Consider the following 24,145-nt stretch of genomic DNA (forward strand, 5'->3'; position numbering starts at 1 on the left):
AAGGGACCGGCGGTATTGGCTGTCATGGGCACGATGCTCTGCAACACGGTGTTTGCTGCGCAACTCCAGGTGCAGGTGCGCATCGACGTGCAGCGGGGTTGCCAGTTGGTGGGCACCACCCGCAATGCGGGCATCGAGCAACTTGGCGTATTGGATTTCGGCAGCGGCCCGCGTCTGGATGACCCGGCCGGCCCCCTGAGTGCGGCCCTGATCAGCCAGCGCCAGCCGCGCCTGGAATGTAACCCCGACACGCCTTACCAAATGCGCGTTGACGGCGGCCTGCATGGCGGCGCCGGCGAAGTGCGTTATCTCGCCAATCCGGCGCCCTCCAGCCGGCCCATTCCCTATCGAATCTATGCTGACGCCGCGCGGCTGATCCCCTTGCCGGTGGACGTGCCGATCAGTGGCCGCGTGCCGGACACTGGCTCTGTCGACCTGCCGCTGTATGGGCGCATCGAACCGCTCAAGGACATCCCCGCCGTCGGCCGTTATTCCGACCTGCTCAAGGTCACGGTCACATGGTAAGCCGCTACCTGGCCGTGACGGCCCTGGGTGGCCTGCTGTTGCTGGCGGATGACGCGCAGGCGGCGGTGGTCAACGGCCAGGTCCATGCGCGGTTGGTAATCACCGCCAGTTGCGAAGTGAGCAAGGGCGTGGAAACCGCGCCGGTCACACCCGAAGGCGGCACCGCGCTGTTGGACTTTGGCAGCCAGGGGCCGACCTGGAACGAGACCTTGGACGCGGCGATCTCCGATGGCGACAAGGCGCCGCTGTCGGTGTCGTGCAATCCTTCGGTGGTCAGCAGTTTCACGGTGACCATCGACGGGGGTGCTAACGGCGACGGGACCACGCGACGCCTGAGCAATGGCCGCCAGACCATTCCCTATCGACTGTCGGCTGACCCCCAGGGGCGCAGTGCCTACAGGATCGGCCAGCAACGCAATTTCGTCGTGACCCAGGGCACCCAGGTACCGATCCCGGTATTCGGTTCCGTGGTGGCGAATACCAGGGCCCTACCGGCCGGCCTCTACACAGACACCCTGACGGTGACTCTGGATTGGTAAACCATGAGGATGGATATCATGCATGTACTTGTATCGCGAATCGGCCTCTGTGCCCTGGGCCTGGGGCTGGCGTCCAGCCTGAACGCGGCGACCACGGTGACCGGGCAGATCAGTTCCAGCCTGACCTTGATCGCCAGTTGCCAGGTCAACGGCTCCGGGGCGGCCACCGGGTTGAATTTCGGTAGCTTGAACTTCGGCACCACCAACAGCCTGTTTACCAATGCCGACGCCCAGCTGCTCGGCGGCACCGGTACCGGCGGGGCGTTGTCGATCCTGTGTTCGGCTGGCACCGCGCCAACGATCAAGGTGCGTGCCGGCGCCCACGACGGTGCTTCCCCCGGTGGCACCCGTGCGCTGGCCGATGGCGTGGGTAACTTCGTGCCCTACGATTTCTACACTGACAGCGGGCGTTCAGCGCTGTTGGCGATTGACGGCGTGGTGACCCTCGCCACCAGTACCGGCGTGGCGCAGACCGTCAACCTTTACGGCCGGGCGGTGGGCAAGGCGGGACTGCCGGCGGGCACCTACACCGACACCGTGGCCGTGGAACTGACGTTCTAACGATGTGGCCCAGGGTGTTGCTCGCCATCGGCCTGGCGATACCGTTGCCGCTGTCGGCGGTGGTCAACCAGAGCTTCCAGGTGAGTGCGACCATCACGCCGGGCTGTCTGATTGTGGGCGGCGGCGCCAACTACGGCACCTTGGCCTACGGCAGCTATTCGGCCCTGGCCACCAGCACGGTCACAGCGGCTCTCACTGGCGGCGTAACCCTGCAATGCACGCCGGGCGTGGCCCTGAGCATGAGCGTGGATGGCGGCCTGTACAGCAGCACCGGACGCAATTTGCAGCTCAACAGTGGCAGCGCGCGGGTGGCTTACCAATTGTTTCGCGATGCGGCGTTCAGCCAGAGCCTGGGGATCAACCAGAGCGTCAGCGTGACCTACAGCGATGCGAGCAACATCAGCCTGCCGATTTACGGGCGGGTGGTTTTACCGGGCAATCAGCCTGGGGGGACGTACAGCGACACGCTGCAGGTGCAGCTGACGTGGTAGGGCTAACGGTTTAAGGAGGGGTGTCATGGGTTGTGCTTTGCGACGGTTATGGACCGCGGGTTTCGCCTTGGGGGCGTTGTGCTCGGCAGGGTTTGTACAGGCGGCCAGTTCGGTGCTGATCTGGCCCATCGACCCGGTGCTGGAGGCTGACCAACAGGCCAGCGCGCTGTGGCTGGAGAACCGTGGCACCGAGACCGCCAACCTGCAGATCCGCGTGTTTGCCTGGAGCCAGAATGGCTTTGACGAGCAGTACCAGAACCAGCGCGATGTGATCGGCAGCCCGCCGGTGGCCAAGATCGAGCCGGGCCAGAAGCAACTGGTGCGCCTGACCCGCACCCGGGAAGTGCCGCCGGGGCAGGAGTTGGCCTATCGCATCATCATTGATGAAATCCCCTCGGCGTTGCAGGTGCCGGCGCCGCCGGAGGGCAAGAACACGGCGGCGGCGATTCGCTTTCAGATGCGTTATTCGGTGCCGCTGTTTGCCTACGGCGCCGGCTTGTGGAGCAAAGATGACGCTACCCGGCAGCGCGATCCCAAGGGCGCGGGCAAGCCGCAGTTGAGCTGGCAAAAGGTCAACGTGGCAGGGCGCAACTACATCGAGGTGCGCAACCAGGGCGCCGTGCATGCGCGGCTTACCGATGCGTCATTCAAACAGGGCGGGCAGACCCGGCCGTTGGTAGAAGGCTTGCTCGGCTATGTGCTGCCGGGCGCGAGCATGCGCTGGCCGGTGCCGGATGCCGTATCGGCCGACCAGCCGTTGCAGGTCAGGGTCAACGGCGCGCCGCAACTGGAGAGCCTGGCGCCCAAGCGCTAACCGTTATGTAGCGCAACGGGCACACGCCCGGGTTTTCACAGGATGGAGATGTCCATTGAAGGACACAACGCCATGGTGAGTCGCGGTTGGGCTCGGGTTTTATGGCCGTCGGTGGCAGTGGCAAGCGGGCTGTGGGGCGCAGCGATGGCGGGCGACTTGCCGCCGCCGCCCGGCAGCATGGAGGCAGTTGCCGATGCACAGCTGTTTCTGGAACTGGTGGTCAACCAGATGGACACCGGCCGCGTTATCGCGGTCGAGCAGCGCGCCGGCCAGCTGTTTGTGCCGGCCAGCGCGTTGCAGGACGTGGGCATGAAACTGCCCGGTGAGCCCGTCGGCAGTGTGGCCCTGGACCAGGTGCCGGGCCTGCACAGCGACTACGACAGCAACGGCCAGCGCCTGCTGCTGGATGTGCCGCCTTCCTGGCTGCAGGAACAGTTCATCGGCAACCGCAATACCTATCCGCGTACCCAGGCCATGAGCAGCTTCGGCGCCTTGCTCAACTATGACGTGTATTTCAATGACACCGACGACGGCGGCAGTTACCTCGCGGCGTGGAACGAAGTGCGGCTGTTCGACACCTGGGGCACCTTGTCCAACACCGGGCAACTGCGCCAGACCCTGTCCGACGGAGTCAGCGGCGGTACCCTCAACAATGGTTACCGACGTTACGACACCACCTGGCGTTTCTCCGACGATGAGCGCCTGCTGACCTACGAGGCTGGCGACGTGATCAGCGGTGCGCTGCCCTGGAGCAGTTCGGTGCGCCTGGGCGGGGTGCAACTGTCCCGGGACTTTGCCGTGCGCCCCGACCTGGTCACGTACCCCTTGCCGCAGTTTGCCGGTGAGGCGGCGGTGCCGTCGTCGGTGGATCTGTTTATCAACGGCTATAAATCCGACAGCGCACAGTTGCAACCCGGCCCCTACACCCTGACCAACATCCCGTTTATCAACGGTGCCGGCGAGGCCGTGGTGGTCACTACCGACGCCCTGGGACGCCAAGTGTCGACCACGGTGCCGTTCTACGTCACCAGCACCTTGCTGCAACAAGGCTTGACGGATTTTTCGCTGGCCGCCGGTACCTTGCGCCGTGACTACACCCTGCGGGACTTCGGCTACGGGCCGGGCGTGGCCAGTGGCACGTTCCGCTACGGCTATTCCGATAACCTGACCCTGGAAAGCCACGCCGAAGCCTCCAGCGACCTGACCCTCGGCGGGCTCGGCGGCAACCTGCGCCTGGGCAACTTCGGCGTGCTCAATACCGCCCTCAGCCAGAGCCAGTTCGACAGCCGCACGGGCCAGCAACTGAGCCTCGGTTACCAGTACAACAGCACGCGCTACAGCTTTATGTACCAACGGGTGGAGCGCCGCGACGACTACGCCGACCTGACTCTGGTCGATACCCCTTACGCCAGCCTCAGCAAGCGCAGCGAGCAGGTGACCCTGAGTCTCAACCTCCAACGTTTCGGCAGCCTGGGCCTGGGTTATTTCGACGTGCAGGCGGCGGACGACTCGCGCACGCGCCTGCTCAACCTGAGCTGGAGCAAACCGTTGTGGCGCAACACCAGCTTTTATCTGTCAGCCAACCGCGAAATCGGTGACAGCAACTGGGCCATGCAGGCGCAACTGGTCATCCCGTTCGACCTCAACGGCAGCCTGGCCTTGAGTACCGAGCGCAGCAAGGACGGCGCCAGTCGCCAGCGCATCAACTACAGCCGCGCGGTGCCCAGCGAAGGCGGGGTGGGCTACAACCTCGGCTATGCCCAGGGCGATGCCCCCAGCTATCGACAGGCCGACCTGACCTGGCGCTTGCAGTCGGTGCAGTTGCAGGCCGGCGTGTACGGCAGCAGCGAGGCCATGACGCGCTGGGCCGATGCCAGCGGCTCACTGGTGTGGATGGGCGGCGAAACCTTTGCCGCCAACCGCATCAATGACGCCTTTGTGGTCGTGAGCACCCAGGGCTTTGCCGGGATTCCGGTGCGCTACGAAAACCAGCTGGTGGGCCAGACCGACCGCAACGGCCATTTGCTGGTGCCGTGGAGCAGTGCCTATTACCGCGGCAAATACGAGATCGACCCGTTGAACCTGCCGGCGAATGTGCAAAGCCCCAATGTGGAACAGCGCGTGTCGGTGCGCCGAGGCAGTGGCTACCTGCTGGAATTCCCCCTGCGCCGGGTGCTCGCCGCAAGCATCACCCTGGTGGACCGCCAGCATCAGGAGTTGCCGCTGGGCAGCCTGGTGGTGCACGAGCAAAGCAACACCCAGGCGGTGGTCGGCTGGGATGGCCTGGTGTACCTGGAAAACCTCAGCGCCCACAACACCTTGCAGGTCACTTTGGGACAGGGCCGCACCTGCCAGGCAACCTTCGATATGGACGAGCAGCAACAGGACGTGCCCTTGATCGGGCCATTAGTGTGCCAATGAGGGATTGAACAGGGAGTGTTCAGGTGAGGGGCAGCGTAGGGTTGTATGGCGTGGGTTTGTTGTTTTGCGGGCAGGCCATGGCGGCGTGTTCGGTGGTGTCCACCGTGCCGGCCAGTTTTGGTTCGATCAGTTCGATGACGGTGCGCACCGCCGCGCAAACCAGCTCTACGGCCAACTCAGGGTTGAGTTGCACCTCGGCGCTGATATCGCTGCTGGTGTCCACCGACCATTTTTACGCCACGATTACCTCGCCCCAGACGGGTTTGGTCGGGCCGACCGGTGATGTGATCAGCTACACGATTTATGGCAACAACAGCACCAGCTATCCCATCACCCGTGGCAGCCAATTCGATTTCGGCGGCGCTGGCGGCATCGCCCAGAGCATCGGCCTGATCGCCGGGCCCGGCGCGAAAACTGTGCCGTTGTACCTGAGCAGCATCACTGGCAGCAACGTCGCCGCCGGGGTGTACACCGAGACATTGAGCATCGCCTGGGTGTGGAATTATTGCTCGGGGATCGGCCTTGGCGGCATTTGCCTGGGACGTGACATTGGCAGCGGCACGGCGTCCCTGACCGTCAGCATGACCGTGACCAACGATTGCCAGATCACCGCCCCGAATATCAGCTTCGGCAGCGCGCCGGTGGTCAGTGGGTTTAGTGCGGTGAGCGGGCAGACCATCAACATCGCCTGCACCAAGGGCAGCGCCTATACCGTGGGCTTGAGCGATGGCCAGAACCCGGTGAGTGTCGGCGGCCGGCGGCGCATGGTTTCCGGCGGCAATTACCTGGCCTATGACATTTTCAAAAGTGCCGGCACCACGCGTTGGGGCAGTGTCGGCGCGGCGCGGCGGGCCAGCTCCACGGCCGAGGTCAATCCCGGCAACGGCTTGGGTAATGGCAGCCAGGTGTACAACTACAACGCCAAGGTCTACACCGACCAGCCCACGCCGCCGGCTGGCACCTATCTGGATAACGTGGTGCTGGACGTCGGTTTCTAGAATGGCGTCTGCAACGCGGCGGCCTGATCCACCGGGCTGACCATCGCGTAGTTGTAGCCGCCGCCCGACCAGTAGTCGGCCTGCAAGCCATCGGCACTGCGGCTGCCGCGAGGCAGGAAACCGTTGTTCGGGCCCGGCGGGCGGATATAGAAGCTGATGCGCCGGCCTTGCGCGTCCTGGTACAGCACCATGGCTGCCGCGCCTTGGTCGGTGGTGAGCAGACGCCCGCTGACCGGCTTGAAACCGGCTTGGCTCAGGTCGGGCAGGCGATGGGCCTGGTTGAAATAACGGTCGAGCCAGGCCTGCATGGTGCCAGGGTCCTGAGCGTTGTAGTCGGCAGGCATGATGCCGTCCTGGGCAAACAGGCGGTAGGCCTGCATGGCGTCGGTCATCGGCAACAGCGGCGGCTGGGTGGCTTCACGGGCGTGCCAACCGCCAACCCCGCCGAGGCTCACGGCGATCAGCAACAACGCCGCCGTGGCCAAGTGCCGACGGGACTGTTTCTTGATGCGCTGGCGAATCAGCGCCGGGTCCAATGCCGGGTTGTGCGGCTGTTGCAGGGCGCCGCTCAACGACGCGCGCAGCAACTGCGCATCTTGTTGCCAGGCCTGTACCCGGGCCGCCACTTCGGGGTGGCTGGCCAGCCAGGTTTCAAGCACACAGCGATCAGTGCCCGGCAATTGGTGATCGACGTAGGCATGTAAATCGCGTTCGCTGGGGGGCAGGCTGATCATTTGAGTCTCCGCAGGGCAGGGCCGGCCATTTCGCCATCGCTGAGCTGACGCAACGCTTGGCGTGCGCGGGACAGGCGTGACATTACGGTGCCGATGGGCACCTTGAGGATCTCGGCCACTTCCTTGTAGCTCAAGCCCTCGACGGACACCCACAGCAACAGGGCGCGCTGTTCGGTGTTCAGTTGGTCGAAGGCTTGCAGGGTGGATTGGGCCAGCACCGTGCGTTCTACCGAAGGTTGCACGTCATCGCGGCCGGTGAAGAATTCGAGCATGCGCGCATAGCGGCGGTTGCGGCGGTGGGCGTCGAGGAACTGCCGGTAGAGGATCGAAAACAGCCAGGCGCGCAGGTCGCCCTCGATACGTTTATCGGCCCAGGCGACGATCGCGCGCTCCAGGGTCGATTGCACCAGGTCATCGGCGCTGCTGCTGTTGCGCGTCAGGGACACGGCAAAACGCCGCAACCTGGGGATGAGTTCGCGTAACTGTTCGTCGAGTTCATGCATGGGTGTCTGGCTGATCACTACGCTGGGACTAGAGAGACGTCCGGCGTTGAAGGTTATTCCCCGTCCCGCAAAATAAATCCAGGGCCTGGGAATAGAGCCCATCGGCGTTCGTCTTAATGCTCCGACCTTATGTTTCAGCCTGAGGCCTCTGGCCCTGGAGTTCCTGCATGGTAGATCACTCATCACCACCCCGTCCTCCCTTGAGCACTGCGAGCCTGATCGCACGACTCGCCGGCATCGGTGCCGTGGTTGCGGTTGTTGCCGGCGCATTTGCCTACGTCAATGGCACGCTCGACCCACAACGCCTGCGGCCAAAAACCTTGGTCAATGCCCTGGAAACCAATAACGGCGTGCATCCGGGTTTTCGCCGTAACCATGCCAAGGGCGTATGCGTGGCGGGTTATTTCCAGAGCAGTACCGAGGCCCGTGCCTATTCCAGCGCCCAGGTGTTCAGCGAGGCCAAGACCCCGATCATCGGCCGGTTTGCCTTGCCCAGCGGCAACCCCTACGCGCCGGACAGCAGTGTGCCGATTCGCAGTTTCGCCGTGCAGTTCAGCCAGGCCAACGGCCAGCAATGGCGTACAGGGATGAACAGCATGCCGGTGTTCCCGGTGGGCACGCCCGAGGCGTTCTACCAGTTGCTCAAGGCCGGCGCGCCAGACCCGGCCACTGGCAAGCCGAACCCGTCGAGCATGCCGGCTTTTTTTGCCGCACACCCGGAGACCGCGCCATTCCTGGCCTGGGTCAAGACCGCCAAGCCATCGGCCAGTTATGCGACTGAAACCTATAACGGCATCAACGCGTTTTACCTGGTGGCTGCCGATGGTACGCGCCAGGCCGTGCGTTGGGAGGTGGTGCCCCAGAGCCAGGACGCGGCGGGTGATACCGCACCTGCTGGCAGTGACTTCCTCGAGCAGGACTTGGTGCGACGCCTGGCCGCCGGGCCGTTGCGTTGGCAGTTGAACATGACCCTGGCCAACCCCGGCGACCCGCTGGACGACGCAAGCAAGACTTGGACCGGTGCGCACAAGGTACTCAACGCCGGCACGTTGGTGCTGCAAAGCAGCCAGCCCCAGGCAGACGGTGATTGCCGCGATATCAACTTTGACCCGTTGATTCTGCCCAGTGGTATCCAAGCCTCCAACGACCCCTTGCTGGCCGCACGTTCGGCCGCGTATGCCAGTTCGTACCTGCGCCGCGCCGGTGAAGTCAGCCCGTTGCACAGCGCCCCACAGGAGTCGAAGCCATGAATGCTCAACCACGGTTCTTTGCGCCCTTGGCGCGCGTGTTGCACTGGCTGATGGCGTTGATGATCATCGCCATGCTGTTTATCGGCGCGGGTCTGGCGGCGTCGGTGTCGGAGCGCCATGAGTGGCTGATCCACCTGCACAAGCCGCTGGGCATTGCGATTCTGGCACTGGTGATCGTGCGCCTGGCGGTACGTTTTTCCACCCGCCAGCCGCCGTTACCAGCGGATTTGCCGGTGTGGCAGAGGCTGGCAGCCAAGGCCTCTCATGTGCTGTTGTACGCGTTGATGCTGGTGTTGCCGCTGCTGGGTTGGGCGATGATTTCAGCGGCCGGTGACCCGGTGATGCTCAGTAGTAACCTGCAACTGCCCGCGCTGCTGGGGGCGAATGCGCCGTTGTTTGCGTTGTTGCGCAAGGCTCACGGTTATTTGGCCTATCTGCTGTTTCTCACCGTGCTGGTGCATCTGGCAGCCGCGTTATTCCACGGTTTGATCCGCCGCGATGGTGTCTTGCAAAGCATGACCGGCAGCAAGGATTGACCGCTCTTGTGGCGAGCGAGCTTGCTCGCGCTGGGCTGCGAAGCAGCCCCAAAACAGCCTGCTCGGTGTGTCAGGTGATCCGGCAGTGATTTTCATGGGGCCGCTATGCGGCCCAGCGCGAGCAAGCTCGCTCGCCACAAAAAGCTTGTCACAGGGGGTTAGCGCAAACGCCCGACGATATCAGCGACGCTGCTCAAGACGTCCTTGCCCAACTGTTTCGAACGATCGCCTGACCAGCCAGTTCGCAGGTTGGGTGCGTCGTCGTTGTCCTTGAAAGGCATTTCCAGGGTCAGGGACAGGCAGTCGTACTTTTCCCCCACCGCGTTGCAGGCCAGGGTCATGTTGGCTTGGCCAGGCAGGTCGCGGGTGTAGCCGTGGGTGGTCTGGAAGTCTCGGGTCAGGTGGCTCAAATGGCTGCGGAAATGTTTTTCCAGGGCTTCGATGCGCGGCGTGTAGCCGGGGTTGCCTTCGCAGGCGGCGGTGAACACGTAGGGGATTTCTTCATCGCCGTGGATGTCGAGGAACATATCCACGCCGTATTTTTCCATCTGTTGCTGGACGAACAGGACTTCCGGGCTGAGTTCCTGGCTGGCGCTTTGCCATGCGCGGTTAAGGTCCTGGCCCATGGCGTTGGTGCGCAGGTGGCCATGGAAGGCGCCATCCGGGTTCATGTTCGGTACCAGGTACAGGTCTGCGACGGCCAGCAGTTTTTTCAGTTCGTCGTCGCCGTCCTTTTGCAGGCGCTCAATCACGCCCTCCATAAACCACTCGGCCATGTGCTCGCCGGGGTGCTGCTGGGCGATGATCCACACCTTGCGCCGGCCTTCGATCCCTTTGCCACGGCGCAGCAGTTGGATATCGCGGCCTTCAGCGCTCTTGCCGGTGGCTAGCAGGGTGACCCCGGCGTACTTCAGGGCTTGCTCGATCAACCAGTCATGACGTTCACGGCTGTAGGGCTCGAAGTAGGCAAACCAGGCGTACTTTTGCCGGGTCTGGAGGGTGATGTGCAGGATCTCGCCATCAAAGCGCGTCGGTACCCGGAACCAGTTGATATGGTCATAGGACGCCACGGCGTTGTAACCGCTCCAGGCATGCTTGTAGGACGAGCGCCCTGCGTTGCTCAAGCGAAAGGTGTGGGTGTGCCCCACGTGCATGCCTTCGGCCTTGAAGTGGAACCATTGGTAGTGATCGCTGCGGGTGTCGGGATTGATTGCCAGCAACAACTGATAAGCGTCGCTGGCATCCAGGACCTGGATGTTGCCGCTGTCGAAGTCGGTGCTGATCTTGATGGAGGTCAAGGCCACGGTCATAGTCTGGTTGCCTGAATATGAGTGATGTGGCGGCTATCTTACACAGGCGTTCGGTAAAACCTGGATGCAAAAATTGTTGCAGGGGGAGGGGGCGTCATCCCTGACGCCGCCGCAGCTTAGAGTCTATGAGATTGATTCTCAAGCGCTAATTCGCAGAGATACGCGCTAGAGCACTCGGACGACTTTCGTTGGGCGATAGTCTTTTGCTACCATGCGCGGCATCAAGCAACACACAGTCTTCATTAGCCTGAAGCCACGCCAGGAAAACTGGCAAAAAAAAGACCCGGCCAAAGAGCCGGGTCAAAAACCGTGATTAGCCTGATGAGGAGATATTCCAAGAGTCCGACCTAAGGTCTCTTGGTCTATCGACTGATCTTGCGATCAGCTGAGCCCAATAATAATCATTATCATTTGCAAGTCAAATGTTTTTATCCGTGGGATAGAAATATTTTTCTTTCATGCCTGCTACGCGTTTGCCGCCGCTCTGGGCGCTTGCAACGACCGCTCCACCATCGCCTTCGCCATATCGATCAAATACACCACTGAAAACGCCAGGTCGCGTTGGTTGCCCTGATGGCTGCACGCCGACTCGTAGGCGGTTGCCGCTGCACTGCGCAACAGGTCCGAGGCGTGTATCAGGGCTTCCTCCTGGCTGACATCGGATTTGATCGCGAACATGGCCCCGTCCGAATCCGGCGTCGACCGATTTTCTTTCAAGTAGTAGTCCAGTGCGCGCTGGGCTGCGCCACTGTTGCACATGTCGTTTACTTCAGTCAGTTCGGATGTGTCGGGCGTTGGGTGTGTGCGGGTCGTCATAAGCGGCAGTACTCCGGTGGGTGTCGAAATCCTTGGGCTTGATGATAGTACGTATCGTATTCCTGTCGTTTTATGGATTACTACAAACTGTTTATTGCCCGCAAAAATGGGCGCCGTATTGTGATGCGCCATGGATAACTGGATAGCGTTGGTCAAAGCCAACATGAAAGACCGCAAGGTCACGCAGGATGAACTGGCGCAGCGCCTGGGGATGTCCCAGGGCGGCATCGGCCATTGGCTCAATAAACGCCGCGTGCCGAGCCTGGCGGACATGAACCGCGTGCTGGCCGAACTGGGGCTGGGGTATTTGGAGGTGGCGCTGGAGATTCGTGAACGGGCCGCGCAAGTGCCTGAACGGGAAGCGCACTACAACCCGTATTTCCGCTACCCGGTCAGCGACTGGAAGCAGGCCTGCGAGCTGCGTGAAGAGCGTGCGCCTTATAGCACCGAGCGCTACGAATTGACCGATTACCACGCCCGAGGCGAGGCATTCTGGCTGCCGGTGACGGGAGACGCCATGACCGCCCCCACGGGCATGAGCATTGCGGCTGGCATGATGATCCTGGTTGACCCGGCCATCGCGCCCGAGCCCGGCAGGCTGGTGGTGGCCCAATGGGCTGGCACCCCCCAGGCCACCTTTCGCCGATTGCAGGAAGAAAGCGGCCAGCACTACCTGGTGCCGCTCAACCCCACTTACCCCAAGGTGCTGCTCACCGACGGCTGCCGCCTCCTGGGTGTGGTGGTGCAAGCCACGGCGAAGTTCTAGCCGGCCGTTTCAAGCTCCACCAGCGCGCTGCCTTCTGCCACCATTTCACCTTCCTGGCAGAACAGCGCCTTGACCACCCCGGCGTGGGGCGCCCGGATGCTGTGCTCCATCTTCATGGCTTCGAGCACCACCAGTTGAGCGCCGGCTTCAACAGTTTGGCCCACCTCCACGAGTACTCGCACGATGCTGCCGTTCATCGGTGCGGTGAGGCCGCCCTGATGAGATTGACTGGCTTCGACCGCCGCAATCGGGTCGAACAGGCTGACGGCATGCATCTCGCCGTCCCAACGCAGGTACAGGCTGCCTTCACTGCGCACCGCCAGATGAGCACGGCGCACGCCCTGATGTTCAGTCAGCAACTGTTCGCCGCATAACTGAGACGGTTGCCCGGTCAGTGTCACCAACCGATCCTGCCCATTGCAGCTCAGGTGCAGCGACACCTCGGCAGGCAGGCCCGCACGAAAGCCCTGGCGATTGGCCCAAGGCCCGTCACCCGCCGGCAAGCTCTGCATAAACGCCGAGCCCGCCGCCTGCCAGAACTCATCGCTCAAGGCCCCTGGCGTCGGCAACAGCTCATCCTGATAGCGCGGGATAAACCCGGTGTCCAATTCGGCGGCGGCAAACGCAGGGTGCCCGATGATGCGCCGCAAAAAGCCCAGGTTGGTCTTGAGCCCGCCGACCGCAAACTCATCCAGCATGCTCAATAAGCGCAGGCGCGCCTGTTCGCGGTCTTCACCCCAGGCAATCAACTTGCCGAGCATCGGGTCGTAGAAGGGCGACACGCTGTCGCCTTGCTCGACGCCACTGTCCACGCGGCGTCCAGGGCCCTGGCTGGACTCGCGGTACAGCGCCAGGTGCCCGGTGGCGGGCAGAAAGTCATTGGCCGGGTCTTCGGCATACAGCCGCACTTCAATTGCATGACCGTTCAACGCGACCTGTTCTTGCGTGATCGGTAGCGCCTCACCTTGGGCCACCCGGATCTGCCAGGCCACCAGGTCGAGGCCGGTAATCGCTTCGGTCACCGGATGCTCGACTTGCAGCCGCGTGTTCATCTCCATGAAGAAAAACTCGCCACGGGCATCCAGCAAAAACTCCACCGTACCTGCGCCGACATACCCGATGGCCTGGGCAGCGCGCACGGCCGCTTCGCCCATGGCCCGGCGCTGCTCGACACTCAAGCCGGGTGCCGGGGCTTCTTCCACGACTTTCTGATGGCGCCGCTGGATCGAGCAGTCGCGCTCATTGAGGTACAGGCAATGACCTTGCTGGTCGGCAAACACTTGGATCTCGACATGCCGCGGCTTGAGCAGGTATTTCTCCACCAGCATCTGCCCGTTGCCGAACGACGACAGCGCCTCACGCTGGGCGGAGGCCAGGGCTTCGGCCAGTTGGCTGACGTCCTCGACCACCTTCATACCCTTGCCACCGCCGCCCGCCGTGGCCTTGAGCAGCACCGGGTAGCCGATACGCTCACAGGCGGCGCGGAAGGTCTCCAGGTCCTGGGCCTCGCCGTGATAACCCGGCACAAGGGGTACGCCAGCCGTTTCCATCAAGGCCTTGGCCGCGGATTTGCTGCCCATGGCGTCGATGGCCGAGGCGGGCGGGCCGAGGAAGATCAAGCCTGCCGCCTCGATGGCTCGGGCGAAGCCGGCGTTTTCTGAAAGGAAGCCGTAGCCGGGGTGAATCGCCTGGGCGCCGCTGGCGTGGGCGGCGGCAATCAGCTTGTCGATTTGCAGGTAACTGTCGGTGGCTTTGCTGCCGCCCAGGTCGACGCGGATATCGGCTTCACGGCTATGGCGGGCATCGCGGTCGATGGCGCTGTGCACAGCCACGGTGGTCAACCCCATGGCCTTGGCGGTGCGCATGACCCGGCAGGCGATCTCGCCACGGTTGGCCACCAGAACGGTGGTGAGTGTGCTCATGAGCGTGGCTCCTGATTTTGCCAACTTGGCGCACGCTTTTGCAGAAACGCGCGCAAACCTTCCTGGCCCTCGGCGCTCACCCGAATACGCGCAATGGCATTTTCGCAATAGCGTCGCAATGCGGGGGTGAGGGCACCGTTGCCCACTTCGCGCAGCAAATCCTTACTGGCACGCATGGCCGCCGGGCTGTTTTGCAGCAGGTTGGTGACCCACAGGTCCACCTGTTGATCCAGGCTCTCGGCCGGATAACTGTCCGCCAGCAAGCCGATCTCCCGTGCGCGCTGGCCGCCGAACCGCTCGGCTGTCAGTGCATAACGACGGGCAGCGCGTTCGCCGATGGCCTGCACCACGAACGGGCTGATCACCGCCGGCGCCAGGCCGATACGCACTTCCGACAGGCAGAACTGGGCGTCGTCGGCACCGATGGCCATGTCACAGCAGCTGATCAGGCCCAGCGCGCCCCCGTAGGCCGCGCCTTGCACCACCGCCAACGTGGGGATTTTCAGCTTGGACAGGTTGTACATCAGCTCTGCCAGTTCCCGGGCGTCGTCCAGGTTGGTGTGGTAGTCCAACTCGGCCGATTGCTGCATCCAGGCCAGGTCGGCACCGGCGCTGAAGTGCTTGCCACGCCCGCGCAGTACCAGGAAGCGCAGGGACGGGTCGCCTTGTACGCGGTCAAGGGCCAGGATCAGCTCGCGGATCATCTGCGCGTTGAACGCGTTGTTCTTGGCTTCGCGGCTGAGCCACAGCGTGGCAAAGCCACGGCGGTCAGTGATCAGTTCGAGGGTGTTGAAGTCGCTCATGCAAGGAGCTCCGAAATAATGAGAGGCCTCCTGTAGGAGCGAGCTTGTTGTGGCGAGCAAGCTTGCTTGCGCTGGGGTGCACAGCGCCCCCAAAAAAGCCGGGACTGCTGCGCAGTCAGCGGGAGCAAGCTCCCTCGCCACAACAGGCGCGCTCCTACAGGCTACATGCGGAACACGCCGAAGCGGCTCGGCTCGATGGGGGCGTTCAGTGCGGCGGACAAGGCCAGGGCCAGCACGTCACGGGTCTGCAGCGGGTCGATCACGCCGTCATCCCACAAGCGCGCGCTGGAGTAGTAGGGGTGGCCCTGGGTTTCATACTGGTCGAGGATCGGCTGCTTGATCGCGTCTTCCTCCTCGGCACTGAAACCGTTGCCGGCGCGCTCAGCCTGTTCGCGCTTGACCTGCACCAACACCCCGGCGGCCTGCTCGGCCCCCATCACGCCAATGCGTGCGTTGGGCCACATCCACAAAAAGCGCGGGTCATAGGCGCGGCCACACATCCCATAGTTACCCGCACCAAAGCTGCCGCCGATGATCACGGTGAATTTCGGCACCTTGGCGCACGCCACGGCGGTGACCAGCTTGGCGCCGTGCTTGGCAATGCCGCCGGCTTCGTACTTCTGGCCGACCATGAAGCCGGTGATGTTTTGCAGGAACAGCAGCGGAATCCCGCGCTGGCAGGCCAGTTCGATAAAGTGCGCGCCTTTTTGCGCGGCTTCGGCGAAGAGGATGCCGTTGTTGGCCAGGATCGCTATCGGGTAGCCATGCAAGTGCGCAAAGCCGCACACCAGGGTCGTGCCGAACAGGGCCTTGAACTCATCGAACACCGAGCCGTCCACCAGCCGTGCGATGACTTCGCGCACATCAAAGGGTTGCTTGGCATCCGCCGGGATCACGCCGTACAACTCTTCGCTGCTGTACAGCGGCGCCACCGGCGGGCGTTGCAGCAGCTCACCCTGCTTGCGCCAATTGAGGTTGGCCACGCTGCGCCGTGCCAGTGCCAGGGCGTGTTCATCGCTGTCGGCATAGTGGTCGGCTACGCCCGAGACCTTGCAGTGCACATCGGCACCGCCCAGGTCTTCGGCGCTCACCACTTCACCGGTGGCGGCCTTCACCAGCGGCGGGCCGGCGAGGAAGATGGTGGCTTGCTGGCGCACCATGATCGTTTCGTCGGCCATGGCCGGCACGTAGGCGCCGCCGGCGGTGCACGAGCCCATCACCACGGCAATCTGGGGAATGCCCTGGGCGCTCATATTGGCCTGGTTGAAGAAGATCCGCCCGAAGTGCTCGCGGTCGGGGAACACCTCGTCCTGGCGCGGCAGGTTGGCGCCGCCGGAGTCCACCAGGTAGATGCACGGCAGGCGGTTCTGCTCGGCGATGGTCTGGGCGCGCAGGTGCTTTTTGACGGTCAGCGGGTAATAGGAGCCGCCTTTGACCGTGGCATCGTTGGCCACGATCATGCATTCGACACCTTCCACCCGGCCGATGCCGGCAATCACCCCGGCAGCCGGGACGTCTTCGCCATACACCTGGTGGGCGGCCAGTTGGCTCAGCTCGAGAAACGGTGAGCCCGGGTCGAGCAGACGGTTGATACGCTCGCGGGGTAACAGTTTGCCGCGTGAGGTGTGGCGTTCCTGGGCCTTGGCGCCGCCACCTTGATGGACATGGGCGAGCAGGCTGTGCAGGGCGTCGACCTGTTCAAGCATCGCCGCGCGGTTGGCGGAAAATTCCGCAGAACGCGGGTTGAGCTGGGTGTGCAGGGTGGCCATGGGCGTGCTCCTTCAGCGGGTTTCGTTGAACAGTTCGCGACCGATCAACATCCGCCGAATCTCACTGGTGCCCGCACCAATTTCGTAGAGCTTGGCGTCACGCAACAGGCGCCCGGCGGGGAATTCGTTGATATAGCCATTGCCGCCCAGAATCTGGATCGCATCCAGGGCCATTTGCGTGGCGCGCTCGGCGCTGTAGAGGATCACGCCCGCGGCGTCCTTGCGCGTGGTCTCGCCACGCTCGCACGCCTGGGCCACCGCGTAGAGGTAGGCGCGGCTGGCGTTGAGTTGGGTGTACATGTCGGCGACCTTGCCCTGGATCAACTGGAATTCGCCGATGCTCTGGCCGAACTGCTTGCGGTCGTGGATGTAGGGCACGATCAAGTCCATGCATGCCTGCATGATCCCGGTAGGCCCTCCGGAGAGCACCACGCGCTCGTAGTCCAGGCCGCTCATCAACACTTTCACGCCGCCATTGAGCACGCCGAGGATGTTTTCTTCGGGTACCTCGACGTCGTCGAAAAACAGCTCGCAGGTGTTGGAGCCGCGCATGCCCAGCTTGTCGAATTTATTGCTGCGGCTGAAGCCTTTCCAGTCGCGCTCGACGATGAAGGCGGTGATACCGTGGGGGCCTTTTTCCAGGTCGGTCTTGGCGTAGATCACATAGGTATGGGCGTCCGGGCCGTTGGTGATCCAGGTCTTGCTGCCATTGAGTACGTAATGGTCGCCGCGCTTGTCGGCGCGCAGTTTCATCGACACCACGTCGGAACCGGCATTCGGCTCGCTCATGGCCAGGGCGCCGATGTGCTCGCCGCTGATCAGCTTGGGCAGGTACTTGAGTTTTTGTGCGTGGTTGCCGTTGCGGTTGATCTGGTTGACGCACAGGTTGGAGTGCGCCCCGTAGGACAACGCCACCGAGGCCGAGCCACGGCTGATTTCTTCCATGCTCACCACATGGGCCAGGTAACCCAGGCCGGCACCGCCGTATTCCTCGGGCACGGTGATGCCCAGCAGGCCCATGTCGCCGAACTTGCGCCACAGGTCGGCGGGGAACAGGTTGTCGATGTCGATCTGGGCCGCGCGCGGTGCGATCTCCTTGGCCACGAAGGACTGCACCTGGTCGCGCAGCATGTCGATGGTCTCGCCGAGGGCGAAGTTCAGGGACGGGTAACTCATGGACAGGCACCTTAATGTGAGCTTTGTTGTTGTGTGGGCGGGGCGCGGGAGGAGGGCGCTCACCTTTACGTTAACGTAAGCTTGCGTTACGGCGCTGTCAATCGTAGTTTACGTATACGTCAACCTACAAAAAAGATAACAGGGGTCGTTATGGATCAACTGCACCCGAGCTACAGCCGTGGCTCCCAGGACAAGACCTTGCTGGCCATGACCATTGGCCAGGCATTCGATCACACCGTTGCGCAGTATCCAGATGGCGAAGCCTTGGTGGTGCGCCACCAGCAGCGGCGCTACACCTGGCGGCAGTTGGCCGAGACGGTCGAGCTGCACGCCCGCGCGTTCCTCGCCCTGGGTATGCAAACCGGTGACCGCCTGGGTATCTGGGCGCCTAACTGTGCCGAGTGGCTGATCTGCCAAGTGGCAAGCGCCAAGCTCGGGGTGATCCTGGTCAATATCAACCCGGCCTATCGCAGCAGCGAATTGGACTACGTGCTCAAACAATCCGGCTGTCAATGGCTGGTGTGCGCCGGCTCGTTCAAAAGCTCCGATTACCACGCCATGCTCCAGGCGCTGAAGCCCGAGCTGCGCGGCCTTCTCAGCCTGGACCCCAGCCCGCCGCCTGAATTCATGCCCTGGTCGCAGTTGGCGGCCCTTGGCGCAGGCGTGCCGCCCGAGCAACTGCAAAGCCGTCAGGCCAGCCTGCATTTCGATCAACCCGTGAATATCCAGTACACCTCCGGCACCACCGGCTTCCCCAAGGGCGCCACCCTCAGTCACCACAACATCCTCAATAACGGTTACATGGTCGGTGAAAGCCTGGGCCTGACGGCAGGGGACCGCCTGGTGATCCCAGTGCCGCTGTACCACTGCTTCGGCATGGTCATGGGCAACCTCGGTTGTATCACTCACGGCACCACCATGATCTACCCCAATGACGGCTTCGACCCGTTGCTGACGCTGAGCGCCGTCGCCGAAGAACAAGCCACCGGCTTATATGGCGTGCCGACCATGTTTATTGCGCTGCTCGATCACCCACGCCGGGCCGAGTTCGAGGTGTCCAGCCTGCGCACCGGGATCATGGCCGGGGCGACATGCCCGATCGAGGTGATGCGTCGGGTCATTCATGAGCTGCACATGGCAGAGGTGCAGATTGCCTATGGCATGACTGAAACCAGCCCGGTGTCGCTGCAGACCGGCGCAGATGACGATATCGAACGGCGTGTCACCACGGTGGGCCGCACCCAACCGCAACTGGAAACCAAGATTGTCGACGAGGCCGGTAACACCGTGGCCCGTGGCGTGATCGGTGAACTGTGCACCCGGGGCTACAGCGTGATGCTGGGTTACTGGAACAACCCTGAAGGCACCCGTGAGGCCATCGACGATGCCGGCTGGATGCATACCGGTGACCTGGCGACCATGGATGAGGAGGGTTACGTGTGCATTGCCGGGCGTAACAAGGACATGATCATTCGTGGGGGGGAGAACGTTTACCCGCGGGAGCTGGAAGAGTTTTTCTTTACTCACCCGGCGGTGGCGGACGTGCAGATCGTTGGCATCCCGGATGAGCGTTATGGCGAAGAGATTGTTGCCTGGATCAAGTTCCATCCCGGTCAGGTGGCCAATGAGTTGGAGTTGTTGAGCTGGTGCAAGGACCGCATCGCCCATTTCAAGACGCCCAGGTATTTCAAGATCGTGGATGAGTTTCCGATGACGGTGACGGGCAAGATTCAGAAATTTCGGATGCGCGAGATTTCCATCCAGGAGCTGCAAGCGCGCTGACAACGTCAAGCCCTGGGAGCTGGCTTGCCTGCGATGGCGGCCTGACTGCCGGCCCACATCTACCTGATACCCCGCGAACCTGCTGTGCCACCCAAATAGTGAAACCCAGAAAGCACAAAGGGGACCCGAAGGTCCCCTTTAATTTGTCGTTGCGTGCTCTTTTCTTATTATTGAGGGGCGGCCTGTTGTTGTTTTTGGTAGCCGTGGCCCGTACCGCTTTTTTTGGCGACCCCCATCCGGGGTCAAGAGCAAACGTATTTTTTTGAACGCTGACCTGCTTCTTCGTAAACGATCCAACCAGTGGGTAGCTACCTGAGGTAGTTTTATTTTTCTCTATCCGGTTGCGGGTTGCGGCATGCCGTACCCTGGGAAGCACATCTTCTCCAAAAAAATCTGTTAGCTGCGTCTCTGCCGTGTTGTTTTTGTTATGTCAGAGTCGTTTCGTCTTATTTTTATTAGGTTTGGCGCTTTTTATTCTTGTTATGCCATAGAGATAGCAGAAGGCGTGCCAACTTTTTAAAAGCCTTTAAAATCAACGAGTTGGTTTTTTGTCAGTATTTTCTTTCAGTTTGCACGGCGGATTTTGTTCCCGCGTTACCCGTTATGCCGGGAAGCGGTAACACATTCTCACAGCTGTGCTACTCACCTGCGTTACGCACCTTCGCCACGCGGGAACCCGTAGGCCGTCCCAGCACCTGGCTGATCTGCTGGCCGGCGCCAATCAAGCGTTCCAGGTCGATGCCCGTGTCGATGCCCAGGCCGTTGAGCAGGTACAGCACGTCCTCGGTGGCGACGTTACCGCTGGCGCCTTTGGCGTAAGGGCAGCCGCCCAGGCCTGCGATTGAGCTGTCGAACACCGTGATGCCTTCCAGCAGGCTGGCGTAGATGTTAGCGATGGCCTGCCCGTAGGTGTCATGGAAATGCCCGGCCAGCTTGTCCCGTGGCACTTTGGCGCCGACCACTTCGAACAGGCGCCGGGTAGCGCCCGCCGTGCCGGTACCGATGGTGTCGCCCAGGGACACTTCATAGCAGCCCATGGCATACAGCTCGCGGGCGACGGCCGCCACTTGCTCCGGGGCGATCTCGCCTTCATAGGGGCAACCCAGCACACAGGACACATAACCGCGCACGCTGACGCCGTGCTGCTTGGCGGCGGCCATGATCGGTGCGAAGCGCTCCAGGCTTTCGCTGATGGAACAATTGATATTGCGCTGGGAGAACGCCTCGGACGCCGCCGCAAACACCGCGACTTCCTTGACCCCGGCCGCCAGCGCATCCTCGAACCCGCGCAGGTTCGGTGCCAGTGCGCCATAGGTCACGCCGGGCTTGCGCTGGATCTGCGCAAACACTTCGGCTGAACCTGCCATTTGCGGCACCCATTTGGGCGAGACAAAACTACCGACTTCGATATAGCTCAAGCCAGCGGCGCTCAACGCGTCTACCAATCTGACTTTATCCGCCACGCTGATGGGCTGGGCTTCGTTCTGCAAACCGTCGCGCGGGCCGACTTCAACCAGGCGTACGTGGGAGGGGAGGGACATGGCAGTTACCTTCTGGTCAATGGCCGGCTTGGCTGATGGTCTGCGCCAGGGCCTGGGTGCAACGCTCTTCAGCGGTGTCCAGTTCCAGCTTCATCTGTTCGATATCCAGCAGTTGTTGTTCCAGCTGTTCACGGCGTTCGGCGATCTTGGCCAGCATGCTGTTGAGTTGGATCTGGTTGCCGCCGGTGGGGTCGTAGAGTTCGATCAGTTCGCGGCATTCGGCCAGGGAGAAGCCGATGCGCTTGCCACGCAGGATCAGCTTGAGGCTGACCTTGTCCCGCGCCGAGTAAATGCGCTCCTGACCCCGACGTTCGGGGGCCAGCAGGCCTTGTTCTTCATAGAAACGAATGGCGCGGGTGGTGATGTCAAGCTCGCGGGCGAGGTCGGAGATGCTGTAGGTGGTGCTCATGGCGGTGCTCAAGGAAGTCTTGGCGCTAAGCTAATTGCAGGTTGACGTAAACGTCAAGGCTGCTGGGCTTTCTTTTCCTGGGCCGTCACCTGCTGGCACAACTCGATCATCTGTTCACGCATCCAGCGGTTCGCCGGGTCCTGGTCGGTGCTTTCGTGCCAGTACAAATGGGTTTCCACCGGCGGCACGTTGTTGACCGGCAAATGGAACCAGTGCAGTTCATGACGGCGAGCGAAACGCTCGGGCACGGTCATCACCATGTCGGTCTGTTGCAGCACCTGGGAGGCCATCAGGTAATGCTGGGAACGCAGGGCGATCTTGCGCTGAATGCCCATCTTGCCCAAGGCCAGGTCCACATAGCCCAAACCGTTGCGGCGGCTGGAAATATGGATATGGGTCAGCGACAGGTAATCATCCAGCGTGAATTTATCCTTGCCCGCCATCGGGTGGCCCTTGCGCATGGCACACACGTAGCGGTCTTCCATCAGCTTGACGTGACGCACCTGCGGGTCGGTATTGAGCGGCGCATCCACGGCAAAATCCAGGCGCCCGGCGGCCAGTTCCTTGGTGGTTTCGCGGCGTTTGGACAGGAAACTCTCGATCACCACGGTCGGCGCCAGGCGACGCAGGCGCTGGAACAGCAGCGGCAGGATCACGGCCTCGGTCAGGTCGGTCATGCTGATGCGGTAGGTCTTGGCCGCCTGCTGCGGGTTGAAGATGCGGCTTTCCTGCACCGACACGCGCAACAACGACAACGCATTGCGCACCGGGCCGATAATATTCTGCGCCATGGGCGTGGGCACCATGCCTTGGGCGGTGCGCACGAACAGCGGGTCGTTGAAGGTCTCGCGCAACCGTGCCAGGGCGTTGGACACCGCCGGCTGGGTGATACCGACGATCTGCCCGGCGCGGGTCAGGTTGGCTTCGGTGTAGATCGCATCAAAGACGATGAAGAGGTTGAGATCGACCTTGCTCAGATTCATTTCGTTGCGCTCTTATTGTGAGGTGCTCATACGCCGATCATATATCGGTGATGAATGTTAATACACGGCGAGAATAGGCTAGGTAAATTATGAGCGCTGTTCTAGCATCGAATGCATGACCTAAACAACCTCTCAGAGAAGGGAGCTGCTCATGGATTTCGCCTATTCGCCCAAGGTTCAGGAACTGCGTGAACGCGTCACTGCGTTCATGGACGCTTATGTCTACCCAGCCGAACCGGTGTTCGAACGCCAAGTCAGCGAAGGGGATCGCTGGCAGCCCACGGCAATCATGGAAGAGCTCAAGGCCAAGGCGAAGGCCGAGGGCTTGTGGAACCTGTTCCTGCCGGAATCCGAACTGGGCGCCGGCCTGAGCAACCTGGAATACGCACCCTTGGCGGAAATCATGGGCCGCTCGTTGCTGGGCCCGGAGCCATTCAACTGCTCCGCTCCCGACACCGGCAATATGGAAGTGCTGGTGCGCTACGCCAACGAAGAACAGAAGCAGCGTTGGCTCGAACCCTTGCTGCGCGGCGAGATTCGCTCGGCTTTTGCCATGACCGAACCGGACGTGGCGTCCTCGGACGCCACCAACATGGCCGCCCGCGCCGAACGCCAGGGCGACGAGTGGGTGATCAACGGCAAGAAGTGGTGGACCTCCGGCGCCTGCGACCCGCGCTGCAAGATCCTGATCTTCATGGGCCTGAGCAACCCCGATGCACCGCGTCACCAGCAGCACTCGATGATCCTGGTGCCGGTCGATACCCCAGGTGTGAAAATCCTGCGGCCGCTGCCGGTATTCGGTTACGACGATGCGCCCCACGGCCATGCCGAAGTGCTGTTCGACAATGTGCGCGTGCCTTATGAAAACGTGTTGCTGGGCGAAGGCCGTGGCTTCGAGATCGCCCAGGGCCGCCTTGGCCCAGGCCGCATTCACCACTGCATGCGTTCGGTCGGCATGGCCGAACGCGCATTGGAATTGATGTGCAAGCGCTCGGTCAGTCGCACTGCCTTCGGCAAGCCTTTGGCGCGATTGGGCGGCAATATCGACAAGATCGCCGACTCACGCATGGAAATTGACATGGCGCGCCTGTTGACCTTGAAAGCGGCGTACATGATGGACACCGTGGGTAACAAAGTGGCGAAAAGCGAAATCGCCCAGATCAAGGTGGTGGCGCCGAATGTGGCCTTGAAGGTCATCGACCGCGCGATCCAGATGCACGGCGGCGCCGGGGTGTCCAATGATTTTCCGCTGGCCTATATGTACGCCATGCAACGCACCCTGCGCCTGGCCGACGGCCCGGACGAAGTGCACCGTGCGGCGATTGGCAAGTTCGAGATTGGCAAATATGTGCCGCGGGAATTGATGCGCGGCGGGCAGTAACACCGATGATCGTTCCCACGCTCTGCGTGGGAACGCCTCCCGTGACGCTCTGCGTCACCCTTTCAAGAGCGGACGCGGAGCGTCCAGAGCGGCATTCCCACGCGGAGCGTGGGAA

Annotated in this window: 23 protein-coding genes; 12 read left to right on the forward strand and 11 right to left on the reverse strand. The window is 62.3% G+C overall.

Annotated features, from left to right (window positions below; translation table 11 throughout):
* Positions 1 to 33 precede the first annotated feature (33 nt).
* The 7 genes from MHH62_RS00285 (at position 34) to MHH62_RS00315 (ending at position 6,349) form a co-directional block, all read left to right on the forward strand.
* A complete protein-coding gene (locus MHH62_RS00285; protein ID WP_093114405.1) occupies positions 34 to 525 on the forward strand; it encodes a spore coat U domain-containing protein in 492 nt (163 codons plus the stop codon).
* Complete coding sequence (locus MHH62_RS00290; protein ID WP_014718969.1) at positions 519 to 1,064, forward strand: spore coat protein U domain-containing protein; 546 nt, start codon at positions 519 to 521, stop codon at positions 1,062 to 1,064. The genes MHH62_RS00285 and MHH62_RS00290 overlap by 7 nt, the downstream gene beginning before the upstream one ends.
* 18 nt (positions 1,065 to 1,082) lie before the next feature.
* Positions 1,083 to 1,625 (forward strand): spore coat protein U domain-containing protein, encoded by a 543-nt coding sequence (locus MHH62_RS00295; RefSeq protein WP_003192220.1) that lies wholly within the window; start codon positions 1,083 to 1,085, stop codon positions 1,623 to 1,625.
* 2 nt (positions 1,626 to 1,627) lie between these two features.
* A complete protein-coding gene (locus MHH62_RS00300) occupies positions 1,628 to 2,116 on the forward strand; it encodes a spore coat U domain-containing protein (RefSeq protein ID WP_014718968.1) in 489 nt (162 codons plus the stop codon).
* Positions 2,117 to 2,141: 25 nt separating this feature from the next.
* Positions 2,142 to 2,930, forward strand: a complete 789-nt coding sequence (locus MHH62_RS00305; protein ID WP_072433893.1) for a molecular chaperone — start codon at positions 2,142 to 2,144, stop codon at positions 2,928 to 2,930.
* 72 nt (positions 2,931 to 3,002) lie between these two features.
* Entirely contained in the window at positions 3,003 to 5,351 is a 2,349-nt protein-coding gene (locus MHH62_RS00310) for a fimbria/pilus outer membrane usher protein (RefSeq protein ID WP_014718966.1), read from the forward strand.
* Between the two features lie 77 nt (positions 5,352 to 5,428).
* Positions 5,429 to 6,349: a spore coat U domain-containing protein gene (locus MHH62_RS00315; protein WP_201915631.1), complete on the forward strand. Its 921-nt coding sequence runs from the start codon at positions 5,429 to 5,431 to the stop codon at positions 6,347 to 6,349.
* On the opposite strand, the gene MHH62_RS00320 is transcribed toward MHH62_RS00315, so the two are convergent.
* Both MHH62_RS00320 and MHH62_RS00325 read right to left on the reverse strand, forming a co-directional pair.
* On the reverse strand, positions 6,346 to 7,083 hold the full coding sequence (locus tag MHH62_RS00320; RefSeq protein ID WP_336826977.1) for an anti-sigma factor: 738 nt from the start codon (positions 7,081 to 7,083) through the stop codon (positions 6,346 to 6,348). The genes MHH62_RS00315 and MHH62_RS00320 overlap by 4 nt on opposite strands.
* Positions 7,080 to 7,586: a sigma-70 family RNA polymerase sigma factor gene (locus MHH62_RS00325; RefSeq protein WP_014718963.1), complete on the reverse strand. Its 507-nt coding sequence runs from the start codon at positions 7,584 to 7,586 to the stop codon at positions 7,080 to 7,082. Before MHH62_RS00325 ends, MHH62_RS00320 begins: the two co-directional genes overlap by 4 nt.
* A 167-nt stretch (positions 7,587 to 7,753) precedes the next feature.
* Here MHH62_RS00325 and MHH62_RS00330 point away from each other — a divergent pair, with 167 nt between their 5' ends.
* Together MHH62_RS00330 and MHH62_RS00335 are read left to right on the forward strand one after the other, a co-directional pair.
* Complete coding sequence (locus MHH62_RS00330) at positions 7,754 to 8,836, forward strand: catalase family peroxidase (protein WP_339232211.1); 1,083 nt, start codon at positions 7,754 to 7,756, stop codon at positions 8,834 to 8,836.
* Positions 8,833 to 9,372 carry a cytochrome b gene (locus MHH62_RS00335; RefSeq protein WP_003192209.1) on the forward strand — a complete coding sequence of 180 codons (540 nt, stop codon included), beginning with the start codon at positions 8,833 to 8,835 and terminating at the stop codon, positions 9,370 to 9,372. Before MHH62_RS00330 ends, MHH62_RS00335 begins: the two co-directional genes overlap by 4 nt.
* Before the next feature lie 158 nt (positions 9,373 to 9,530).
* Here MHH62_RS00335 and MHH62_RS00340 read toward each other — a convergent pair whose 3' ends face one another.
* A complete protein-coding gene (locus tag MHH62_RS00340) occupies positions 9,531 to 10,682 on the reverse strand; it encodes a M14-type cytosolic carboxypeptidase (protein WP_014718961.1) in 1,152 nt (383 codons plus the stop codon).
* Between the two features lie 465 nt (positions 10,683 to 11,147).
* Complete coding sequence (locus MHH62_RS00345) at positions 11,148 to 11,498, reverse strand: DUF3077 domain-containing protein (RefSeq protein ID WP_224797008.1); 351 nt, start codon at positions 11,496 to 11,498, stop codon at positions 11,148 to 11,150.
* A gap of 130 nt (positions 11,499 to 11,628) precedes the next feature.
* Between MHH62_RS00345 and MHH62_RS00350 the strand changes: the two genes are divergently transcribed.
* Entirely contained in the window at positions 11,629 to 12,264 is a 636-nt protein-coding gene (locus MHH62_RS00350) for a S24 family peptidase (RefSeq protein WP_014718959.1), read from the forward strand.
* Here MHH62_RS00350 and MHH62_RS00355 read toward each other — a convergent pair.
* From MHH62_RS00355 to MHH62_RS00370, 4 genes are all read right to left on the reverse strand, one after another.
* Complete coding sequence (locus MHH62_RS00355; RefSeq protein ID WP_032902817.1) at positions 12,261 to 14,186, reverse strand: acetyl/propionyl/methylcrotonyl-CoA carboxylase subunit alpha; 1,926 nt, start codon at positions 14,184 to 14,186, stop codon at positions 12,261 to 12,263. The genes MHH62_RS00350 and MHH62_RS00355 overlap by 4 nt on opposite strands.
* Positions 14,183 to 14,989, reverse strand: coding sequence for a gamma-carboxygeranoyl-CoA hydratase (locus MHH62_RS00360; protein WP_014718957.1), 807 nt, complete (start codon positions 14,987 to 14,989; stop codon positions 14,183 to 14,185). Before MHH62_RS00360 ends, MHH62_RS00355 begins: the two co-directional genes overlap by 4 nt.
* Positions 14,990 to 15,150: 161 nt before the next feature.
* Positions 15,151 to 16,758: a carboxyl transferase domain-containing protein gene (locus MHH62_RS00365; protein WP_014718956.1), complete on the reverse strand. Its 1,608-nt coding sequence runs from the start codon at positions 16,756 to 16,758 to the stop codon at positions 15,151 to 15,153.
* A 12-nt stretch (positions 16,759 to 16,770) separates the two neighbouring features.
* Positions 16,771 to 17,934: an isovaleryl-CoA dehydrogenase gene (locus MHH62_RS00370; RefSeq protein WP_019819448.1), complete on the reverse strand. Its 1,164-nt coding sequence runs from the start codon at positions 17,932 to 17,934 to the stop codon at positions 16,771 to 16,773.
* Between the two features lie 150 nt (positions 17,935 to 18,084).
* Here MHH62_RS00370 and MHH62_RS00375 point away from each other — a divergent pair, with 150 nt between their 5' ends.
* Positions 18,085 to 19,716, forward strand: coding sequence for an AMP-binding protein (locus MHH62_RS00375; RefSeq protein WP_019819446.1), 1,632 nt, complete (start codon positions 18,085 to 18,087; stop codon positions 19,714 to 19,716).
* A 638-nt stretch (positions 19,717 to 20,354) separates the two neighbouring features.
* Here the strand turns inward: MHH62_RS00375 and MHH62_RS00380 are convergent.
* Genes MHH62_RS00380 through MHH62_RS00390 form a run of 3 tightly spaced genes read right to left on the reverse strand, consistent with a single transcriptional unit; the run spans position 20,355 to position 22,649 of the window.
* Positions 20,355 to 21,257, reverse strand: coding sequence for a hydroxymethylglutaryl-CoA lyase (locus MHH62_RS00380; protein WP_020302343.1), 903 nt, complete (start codon positions 21,255 to 21,257; stop codon positions 20,355 to 20,357).
* 16 nt (positions 21,258 to 21,273) lie between these two features.
* Entirely contained in the window at positions 21,274 to 21,666 is a 393-nt protein-coding gene (locus MHH62_RS00385) for a MerR family DNA-binding transcriptional regulator (RefSeq protein WP_003192195.1), read from the reverse strand.
* A 53-nt stretch (positions 21,667 to 21,719) separates the two neighbouring features.
* Positions 21,720 to 22,649, reverse strand: a complete 930-nt coding sequence (locus MHH62_RS00390) for a LysR family transcriptional regulator (RefSeq protein ID WP_014718952.1) — start codon at positions 22,647 to 22,649, stop codon at positions 21,720 to 21,722.
* A 151-nt stretch (positions 22,650 to 22,800) separates the two neighbouring features.
* On the opposite strand from MHH62_RS00390, the gene MHH62_RS00395 reads away from it, so the two are divergent.
* On the forward strand, positions 22,801 to 24,030 hold the full coding sequence (locus MHH62_RS00395) for an acyl-CoA dehydrogenase (RefSeq protein WP_014718951.1): 1,230 nt from the start codon (positions 22,801 to 22,803) through the stop codon (positions 24,028 to 24,030).
* The last annotated feature ends 115 nt before the right edge of the window (positions 24,031 to 24,145 follow it).

Source organism: Pseudomonas sp. FSL L8-0168 (assembly GCF_037976155.1).
Classification (GTDB): Bacteria; Pseudomonadota; Gammaproteobacteria; order Pseudomonadales; family Pseudomonadaceae; genus Aquipseudomonas; species Aquipseudomonas paracarnis.

Excerpts from the sequence above, each read along its gene's own strand:
- MHH62_RS00305 (WP_072433893.1), top strand. The coding sequence starts at position 2,142 with ATGGGTTGTGCTTTGCGACGGTTATGGACCGCGGGTTTCGCCTTGGGG.
- MHH62_RS00385 (WP_003192195.1), bottom strand. The coding sequence starts at position 21,666 with ATGAGCACCACCTACAGCATCTCCGACCTCGCCCGCGAGCTTGACATC.
- MHH62_RS00295 (WP_003192220.1), top strand. The coding sequence starts at position 1,083 with ATGCATGTACTTGTATCGCGAATCGGCCTCTGTGCCCTGGGCCTGGGG.
- MHH62_RS00315 (WP_201915631.1), top strand. The coding sequence starts at position 5,429 with ATGGCGGCGTGTTCGGTGGTGTCCACCGTGCCGGCCAGTTTTGGTTCG.
- MHH62_RS00290 (WP_014718969.1), top strand. The coding sequence starts at position 519 with ATGGTAAGCCGCTACCTGGCCGTGACGGCCCTGGGTGGCCTGCTGTTG.
- MHH62_RS00375 (WP_019819446.1), top strand. The coding sequence starts at position 18,085 with ATGGATCAACTGCACCCGAGCTACAGCCGTGGCTCCCAGGACAAGACC.
- MHH62_RS00340 (WP_014718961.1), bottom strand. The coding sequence starts at position 10,682 with ATGACCGTGGCCTTGACCTCCATCAAGATCAGCACCGACTTCGACAGC.
- MHH62_RS00395 (WP_014718951.1), top strand. The coding sequence starts at position 22,801 with ATGGATTTCGCCTATTCGCCCAAGGTTCAGGAACTGCGTGAACGCGTC.
- MHH62_RS00300 (WP_014718968.1), top strand. The coding sequence starts at position 1,628 with ATGTGGCCCAGGGTGTTGCTCGCCATCGGCCTGGCGATACCGTTGCCG.
- MHH62_RS00330 (WP_339232211.1), top strand. The coding sequence starts at position 7,754 with ATGGTAGATCACTCATCACCACCCCGTCCTCCCTTGAGCACTGCGAGC.
- MHH62_RS00345 (WP_224797008.1), bottom strand. The coding sequence starts at position 11,498 with ATGACGACCCGCACACACCCAACGCCCGACACATCCGAACTGACTGAA.
- MHH62_RS00355 (WP_032902817.1), bottom strand. The coding sequence starts at position 14,186 with ATGAGCACACTCACCACCGTTCTGGTGGCCAACCGTGGCGAGATCGCC.
- MHH62_RS00285 (WP_093114405.1), top strand. The coding sequence starts at position 34 with ATGCTCTGCAACACGGTGTTTGCTGCGCAACTCCAGGTGCAGGTGCGC.
- MHH62_RS00335 (WP_003192209.1), top strand. The coding sequence starts at position 8,833 with ATGAATGCTCAACCACGGTTCTTTGCGCCCTTGGCGCGCGTGTTGCAC.
- MHH62_RS00370 (WP_019819448.1), bottom strand. The coding sequence starts at position 17,934 with ATGAGTTACCCGTCCCTGAACTTCGCCCTCGGCGAGACCATCGACATG.
- MHH62_RS00365 (WP_014718956.1), bottom strand. The coding sequence starts at position 16,758 with ATGGCCACCCTGCACACCCAGCTCAACCCGCGTTCTGCGGAATTTTCC.
- MHH62_RS00310 (WP_014718966.1), top strand. The coding sequence starts at position 3,003 with ATGGTGAGTCGCGGTTGGGCTCGGGTTTTATGGCCGTCGGTGGCAGTG.
- MHH62_RS00350 (WP_014718959.1), top strand. The coding sequence starts at position 11,629 with ATGGATAACTGGATAGCGTTGGTCAAAGCCAACATGAAAGACCGCAAG.
- MHH62_RS00360 (WP_014718957.1), bottom strand. The coding sequence starts at position 14,989 with ATGAGCGACTTCAACACCCTCGAACTGATCACTGACCGCCGTGGCTTT.
- MHH62_RS00320 (WP_336826977.1), bottom strand. The coding sequence starts at position 7,083 with ATGATCAGCCTGCCCCCCAGCGAACGCGATTTACATGCCTACGTCGAT.
- MHH62_RS00380 (WP_020302343.1), bottom strand. The coding sequence starts at position 21,257 with ATGTCCCTCCCCTCCCACGTACGCCTGGTTGAAGTCGGCCCGCGCGAC.
- MHH62_RS00390 (WP_014718952.1), bottom strand. The coding sequence starts at position 22,649 with ATGAATCTGAGCAAGGTCGATCTCAACCTCTTCATCGTCTTTGATGCG.
- MHH62_RS00325 (WP_014718963.1), bottom strand. The coding sequence starts at position 7,586 with ATGCATGAACTCGACGAACAGTTACGCGAACTCATCCCCAGGTTGCGG.